A 6,482-nucleotide genomic window follows, 5' to 3' on the forward strand; every position below is an offset into this window, starting at 1 on the left:
CCGCTGGGAGGGGAGTCCGCCGTGTCCGTGGACGCGGTGTCGGGGCGACGTGGAAGACTGGGCGCGTGCGGTTGTATCGGGACGAGGCGGTGGTGGTCCGTCAGCACAAGCTGGGCGAGGCCGATCGCATCGTCACGCTGCTGACCAGGCAACACGGGCTGGTGCGCGCCGTCGCCAAGGGTGTGCGGCGGACCAAGTCGAAGTTCGGTGCCCGGCTCGAGCCGTTCGCTTACATCGACGTGCAGTTGCACCCGGGCCGCACCCTCGACATCGTCACCCAGGTCACCACCGTCGAAGCGTTCGCCGCCGACATCATCGACGACTACGGCCGCTACACCACCGCCTGCGCGATCCTCGAGACCGCCGAGCGTCTCGCCGGTGAGGAACGCGCCCCCGCCCCGAAACTGCACGCGCTCACCGCGAGCGCTTTGCGTGCCATCGCCGCGAAGCAGCGCCCCCACGAGCTGATCCTCGACGCATACCTGTTGCGCGCCATGGGTTTCGCCGGGTGGGCACCCGCGCTCGACGAATGCGCCCGCTGCGCGACCCCCGGCCCGCACCGCGCCTTCCACGTCGCCGCCGGTGGCGCGGTGTGCGTGCACTGCCGCCCACCCGGCGCGAGCACGCCCGCCGCGGGCGTGCTCGACCTGCTCGTCGCGCTACTCAAGGGGGAGTGGGCCTATATCGCGGAGGTTCCCGACAATGTGCGCCGCCAGGCCAGCGGTCTGGTCGCCGCCCATCTGCAGTGGCATCTCGAACGCCAGCTGCGCACCCTGCCGCTGATCGAGCGCAGTCGTGTCGAACCCGGCGCCGCGACGGCCGGTCGCGCGGGCTGAGAGTCGGAGCGCGTGCGGGGCTCGGTGAGGGATCGGGCATCGACGGGGGAGCCCGTGTTGTCGTGTGGTCCGGCCGCGATGTCGGAGCCCGTGCGGAGGGCAGCGGGGGATCAGGCAGGATGGAGGCCGTGATCCTCCGTCGTGACCCCGCCGCTGGGAGCAGCTCGACCCGCACCGTCCGTCCGCCGTCGCAGCACCCCTCCGGTGCCCGCCCGCCGGCCATTCCGCCGGAGCTGGTGCCCAACCACGTCGCGCTGGTGATGGACGGCAACGGACGCTGGGCTCAAGAGCGTGGTCTGCCGCGCACCGCCGGCCACGAACGCGGCGAGGCCGTGCTCATGGACGCGGTCGAGGGCTCCATCGAGATCGGCGTGAAGTGGCTGTCGGCCTACGCCTTCTCCACCGAGAACTGGCGCCGCAGCCCCGACGAGGTCCGCTTCCTCATGGGCTTCAACCGCGACGTGATCCGCCGCCGCCGCGACGAGATGCACGAGATGGGTGTGCGGGTCCGCTGGGCCGGGCGCCGACCGCGCCTGTGGCGCAGCGTCATCAAGGAACTCGAGGTGGCCGAGGAACTCACCAAGGACAACGACGTGATGACGCTGACCATGTGCGTCAACTACGGCGGTCGCGCCGAAATCGCCGACGCCGCACGCGAAATCGCGCGCCGGGTGGCGGCGGGGGAGATCGACCCCGAGAAGGTCGACGAGTCGACCGTCGCCCGCTACCTCGACGAGCCGGACATGCCCGATGTGGACCTGTTCCTTCGCCCCTCGGGTGAGTTCCGCAGCTCCAACTTCCTCATCTGGCAGGCCGCCTACGCCGAATTCGTTTACCAGGACACGCTTTTCCCCGACTTCGACCGGCGTAACCTGTGGGCCGCGTGCCTGGAATACGCCAAGCGCGACCGCCGTTTCGGTGGAACCAAATGAGCGACGGAGCCGACATGGACGCCACGGTCACCCCCGAACTGGACCTGCAGGCGCGCACCGGCGCCTGCCTGCAGATGCAGGACGTCGACGTGCGCGTGGACGCCGACGGTTCGCTCGGTTTCGAGTACGACGGCGCGCTGTCGTCGATCCGCGCCGTCACCCTGGCGCCCGGCCTCACGGTCCTGTCGATGACGTGTGTGCTGGCCTGGGACCGACCGCTCAAGCCGCAACTGCACAAGCGGGTCGCCGAACGTAATGCCGAGATCCAGTTCGGTTCGGTCACCCTGATCTCGCGCGGCAAGCTGGCCGACATCATCCTGCGCTACACGTTCCCGGCCGAGGGCCTCGACGATCAGGCCCTCACCACCATGCTGCTGCTCACGCTGTCCGGCGCGAGCAAGGCCAGGCAGGGTCTGCTCGCACCGTAGCCGCTAGCTGCTCGGCTTCCAGGTGATCTTGCCACCCTGGAAGTCCTGGGCCTTGCCGCCCTGGTAGTCGTATTCGTCGCTGGTCGGGTAGCCGTAGCGGCCGTTCTCGCCGCCCGCGCGGATCCAGTCGGCCTGGATGCTGCCCCATACCGCGTGCGCGCCGGTGGTCGAGGACCAGTAGATGGCGCCGGTGGGGAACATGGTGAACTGGCCGTCGGCCTTGCCCGCCTTGGCCACATCGGTGAGCGGGAAGCCGAGCGGGCTGGACTCCCAGCCCAGGGCCGCCCACTTGTCCTTGATCGGGCCGCTGATCTGGTGCGCGCCGGTGCCGACGGACCAGTAGATCGAGCCGCGCTGGAAGTGGTTGAACCGGCCGTTGCCCGCCGGGGTGGACAGTTCGCGGGTGACCGGGTAGCCGAGGGTTCCCGACTCGTTGCCGAGGGCCGCGTACTTGTCGCGGATCTGCCCCGCGACGGTGTTGGCGTTGGTGTCGGGGTGCCAGTAGATCGCCGCGTTGTTGGCGAAGGTCTGGTACTTGCCGCCCGCCGCCGCGTCGGCCTCCGGGCCGGTGGGGTCGCCGAGCGCGGCACCGCCCACCTGGTCGTATTCGATTTCGATCGCACCGCCCACCTCGAATGCGCCGATCATCCTCGCCTGTGCCGTCCCGGCGGCGGCAGCGGCTGCCACGGTGACGGCGGCCAGGACGGTCAGGCCGCGTGTGCGAAGCGTTCGTCGGTGTAGTGCCACAGGAAACTCCCTGGTCGGATCGATATCGGCGATGTCCGGCGCACGGGACCCCCTCCGGTGCCGCCCCCGAACCTACCCCGAACGCGCCGGTCTCAACAGTGAGGTTCCTGACAACAGCTACGGTCGCGGCCCGGGAAGCATCACGTCGACGCCGCGCGCGAAGTCCTCCGGCGTCACGTCGTCGAGCAGCAGATGCTGGAGGATGAAACCCGGTAGGAGGCCGATCAGTGTCTTGGCGAGGGCGTCGACATCGGTGTCGGCCGGGACCCAGCCGAGCTCGCGCATCCTGGTCGCGTACTCGACCCACAAATCCCGCATCCCCGCGATCGACTCGCGCACCGGGATCGCGGCGGCGTCGGGCTGGACCATCGCCAGCGCCCACACCTGCGGTGCGAGCCGCAACGGTCCGTCCGGGCCGCTGCGCGCGACGATCTCGCCGGTGAGCATGCGAACCACCTCGGCCGGGGTCGGCGGTTTCTCTGCCCTGATCTTGTTGGCGAGCAGCTCGCGCAGGGGTCCGAGCGTGCGGGCGACGAGCGCCCAGATGATCTGGTCCTTGCTCGCGAAATACCGGTAGACAGCGCCCGCCGACATCCCCGATTCGGTGAAGACGTCCTGCATGGACGTCTCGTGGAAGCCCTTGCGGGCGAAGCACAGTTGCGCGGCATCGAGGATCTGCTGCCTGCGGCGTTCCAGGTGTTCTTCGCTGACTCGGGGCATGACTAAAAGTAAAACGAATACTCGTTCTTGACAAGCGAGCGAGGGCGGTGTCATCGTTGAGCCAACAAAAAGAACGAACATTCGCTTTTAGGGAGAAATGCCATGACGATCACCCGCCGAGCGGTCGGTCTCGGGCTCGCGGCCACCCTGCTGCAGGCTTTGATGCTGATTGCATTCGCCTGGCCCGCTGTCAATCTCGCCCCCCGCGACCTCCCGATCGCCGTCGCAGGCCCGCAGGCCGCGCAGGTCGGTCAGCAGCTGCAGCAGCGCAGCCCCGGCGCTTTCGAGGTCACCACCCTCGCCGACGCGGACGCCGCCCGCACCGCCCTCGCCGACCGCGAGGTCTACGGCGCGATCGTCACCGGTGGCGGCGCACCCCAGGTGCTCGTCGCCTCCGCCGCGTCACCGGCCGTCGCCCAGCAGCTCACCGCGCTGGCCCAGCAGTTCGGCGGCGCCACTTCCGTCCCGGTCCAAGACGTGATCGCCTCGGACCCCGACGACCCGCGCGGCGCGGGCTTCGGCGCGATGGTGCTCCCGCTGGTCATGTCCGGCATCGCCGCGGGCGTCCTGCTCACCCTGGTGGTCCCCACCCTCGGTGCCCGCCTGGCGGGTCTTGCCACCTTCGGCATCGTCGGCGGCCTCCTCAGCGCCCTGATCTTCCACACCTGGCTCTCGATCGTCCCCGGCTCCTACCCGACCCTCGCCGCCATCGCCGCCCTGGCCTCCTTCGCCGTAGCCGCGACCATCGTCGGCCTCGCCGCCACCATCGGCCGCGCGGGCATCGGCCTCGGCGCCCTCCTCATGCTCCTCATCGGCAACCCCTTCTCCGCCGCCACCTCCGCCCCCGAACTCCTCCCACAGCCCTGGGGCACCCTCGGCCAGCTCCTCCCACCCGGCGCCGCCGCCACCCTGATGCGCTCGATCGCCTACTTCGACGGCGCGGGAGCCACCTTCCCCCTCGTCATCCTCCTCACCTGGGCCATCGCCGGAATCGCCCTCCTCGGTCTGGGCGCACTCCGCACCCGCCAGCCCCACCCCACCGAAGCCCGCCAACCCGTCCCCGCCTGACCCCGAACCAAAGATGCTCCGCGCGAACACTTTCGCGTGGAGCATCTTTTGTGCAGGCGTGTGGAGTGCCCTGGCAATCTGCAGCCGGTCCGGCTATGAGAGTTCGTATGAGGTGCTTCGGCCGCTCGACGGGGAGCGATGCAGGATTCCGTAGTCGATCAGTTCGTTGATGTCGCGGAGGGCGGAGGCTTGGGAAGTTTTGGTGATGATCGCCCATTTACGAGAGGTGAGTTTCCCGTCGAAACCGTCGAGTATGCGGTTGAGCATGGCGATCTGGCGGACGTTCAGGGGGGTGCTGTGCCATGTGCGCCAGAAGGTGGCCTTCGCGAGCGCGGCGTCGATTGTTTTGTCCGCCTGGATGATCGACTGGTGGAGGGCATCGAGAAACCACGAGAGCCAGCCGGTCACGTCGAGGCTTCCGCGCTGGGTCTTTTCGAGGACGGAGTAGTAGTTCTTGCGGTCGCGCTGGATCTGGGCCGAGAGGCTGTAGAAGCGGCGGGGGCTGGATTCGGACCTGGCGAGGGCGAGGTCGCCTATGGCACGGGCGATTCGGCCGTTTCCATCATCGAACGGGTGGATGGTGACGAACCACAGGTGCGCGAGTCCGGCTTTCAGGATCGCGGGTTCGGCCGTGTCCGCATCGAGCCATTCCAGGAATCGGCGCATATCGGTATCGATGCGGGTGGCCGGTGGCGCTTCGAAGTGGACGCGCTGTTTGCCGTACGGTCCGGAGATCACCTCCATCGGGCCGGTTTCGTCGGTGCGCCAGTCGCCGACGCGGATCCGTGAAATGCCCGAATATCCGGTGGGGAAGAGCCCCGCGTGCCAGCCGAACAGTCGCTCGGCGGTCACGGGTTGTTCGTAGTAGCGAGTGGCACCGAGGATCATGTCGACGACACCGTCGACCTTGCGGTCCGACTGAGCGGCGGCACCGATGTCCACACCGAGTCTGCGTGCGATGGACGACCGAACCGACACCGCATCGAGTAACTCGCCCTCGATGGCGCTCGACTTCACCACGTCGGCGGTGAGGGCCTCGAGCCCAGCACGTTCCTGTGTCAGGGCGTCGGTCTCCGCGAGGCGACCGTGCAGGCGACCTTGAGCGAGCGCGACGGCCGCTGTCGGCTTGGCCAGCAGTGCAGCGTCGTACGTGAGGCGGGGCCAATCCGCCGCCTCCCAGATGTACGTACTGCCTGCCATGCAGCGATTCTACGCCTATTCGCTGCAAAATATGAAGCGAATAGGCTGTGTAATCGCTGCACGACAAGTCGACCTCCGGCCCTCCGCAACCGGGTACGTTTCTCGCGGAGCGCGAGGTGTCGACGCCGGGTCGCCAGTCAGTACACGTTTCGGCTCGCCTGACATACAGGCGATTTCTCTTCATGGAGGCCTCATGGACGGCTCGGCGGACTTGTGCCGTGATTTCGGGTGGTGGCTGGAAAGAGCGAGTTGTAGTGGTGAGGTTGTCGCTTCGCAGACTGCGTTCTGATGGTTTCATCGTGACTTGATTGACAGTCGAAGATGTTCTGGGTGAACGACTTTCAGGCAGTGAGAGTGTCCTGCTCGGGTGTGAGAGGATGCGGATATGTTCGAAGCGTTGGGTAGTTTGTTTGCGTTCGTTCTGGTTTTCGGGGGGATCATTCTCGCGATCGTGAAGATGTCGTCGGGTTCTCGACGGCCGCCTGTTCGTGGTGGGGTGCCGCCGTATTACCCGGGGCAGGTGCCGCCGGTGGGGCAGCAGTTCCCGCAGC

The 6,482-nt window shown here is 67.9% G+C and carries 7 protein-coding genes; 4 read left to right on the forward strand and 3 right to left on the reverse strand.

Translation table 11 applies throughout. The features are described from left to right. The first annotated feature begins 65 nt into the window (after positions 1 to 65). The 3 genes from recO (at position 66) to HYG95_RS14020 (ending at position 2,196) form a co-directional block, all read left to right on the forward strand. On the forward strand, positions 66 to 836 hold the full coding sequence (gene recO, locus HYG95_RS14010; protein ID WP_067486735.1) for a DNA repair protein RecO: 771 nt from the start codon (positions 66 to 68) through the stop codon (positions 834 to 836). A 119-nt stretch (positions 837 to 955) separates the two neighbouring features. Then, complete coding sequence (locus HYG95_RS14015) at positions 956 to 1,768, forward strand: isoprenyl transferase (protein WP_067486738.1); 813 nt, start codon at positions 956 to 958, stop codon at positions 1,766 to 1,768. Then, positions 1,765 to 2,196: a hypothetical protein gene (locus HYG95_RS14020; RefSeq protein ID WP_181698392.1), complete on the forward strand. Its 432-nt coding sequence runs from the start codon at positions 1,765 to 1,767 to the stop codon at positions 2,194 to 2,196. Before HYG95_RS14015 ends, HYG95_RS14020 begins: the two co-directional genes overlap by 4 nt. Before the next feature lie 3 nt (positions 2,197 to 2,199). On the opposite strand, the gene HYG95_RS14025 is transcribed toward HYG95_RS14020, so the two are convergent. After that, positions 2,200 to 2,943 carry an LGFP repeat-containing protein gene (locus HYG95_RS14025; RefSeq protein WP_370465792.1) on the reverse strand — a complete coding sequence of 248 codons (744 nt, stop codon included), beginning with the start codon at positions 2,941 to 2,943 and terminating at the stop codon, positions 2,200 to 2,202. A 117-nt stretch (positions 2,944 to 3,060) separates the two neighbouring features. Continuing rightward, positions 3,061 to 3,663, reverse strand: coding sequence for a TetR/AcrR family transcriptional regulator (locus HYG95_RS14030; RefSeq protein WP_181698393.1), 603 nt, complete (start codon positions 3,661 to 3,663; stop codon positions 3,061 to 3,063). Positions 3,664 to 3,765: 102 nt separating this feature from the next. On the opposite strand from HYG95_RS14030, the gene HYG95_RS14035 reads away from it, so the two are divergent. Then, complete coding sequence (locus HYG95_RS14035) at positions 3,766 to 4,731, forward strand: hypothetical protein (protein WP_181698394.1); 966 nt, start codon at positions 3,766 to 3,768, stop codon at positions 4,729 to 4,731. A gap of 93 nt (positions 4,732 to 4,824) precedes the next feature. Here HYG95_RS14035 and HYG95_RS14040 read toward each other — a convergent pair whose 3' ends face one another. Further along, positions 4,825 to 5,931 carry a Fic family protein gene (locus HYG95_RS14040; protein WP_181698395.1) on the reverse strand — a complete coding sequence of 369 codons (1,107 nt, stop codon included), beginning with the start codon at positions 5,929 to 5,931 and terminating at the stop codon, positions 4,825 to 4,827. Between the last annotated feature and the right edge of the window lie 551 nt (positions 5,932 to 6,482).

It is taken from the genome of Nocardia sp. GTS18, assembly GCF_013839555.1.
Taxonomy (GTDB): Bacteria; Actinomycetota; Actinomycetes; order Mycobacteriales; family Mycobacteriaceae; genus Nocardia; species Nocardia rosealba.

Coding starts and splice junctions, on each gene's coding strand:
- HYG95_RS14040 (WP_181698395.1), bottom strand. CDS start 5,931: ATGGCAGGCAGTACGTACATCTGGGAGGCGGCGGATTGGCCCCGCCTC.
- HYG95_RS14015 (WP_067486738.1), top strand. CDS start 956: ATGGAGGCCGTGATCCTCCGTCGTGACCCCGCCGCTGGGAGCAGCTCG.
- HYG95_RS14020 (WP_181698392.1), top strand. CDS start 1,765: ATGAGCGACGGAGCCGACATGGACGCCACGGTCACCCCCGAACTGGAC.
- HYG95_RS14035 (WP_181698394.1), top strand. CDS start 3,766: ATGACGATCACCCGCCGAGCGGTCGGTCTCGGGCTCGCGGCCACCCTG.
- HYG95_RS14030 (WP_181698393.1), bottom strand. CDS start 3,663: ATGCCCCGAGTCAGCGAAGAACACCTGGAACGCCGCAGGCAGCAGATC.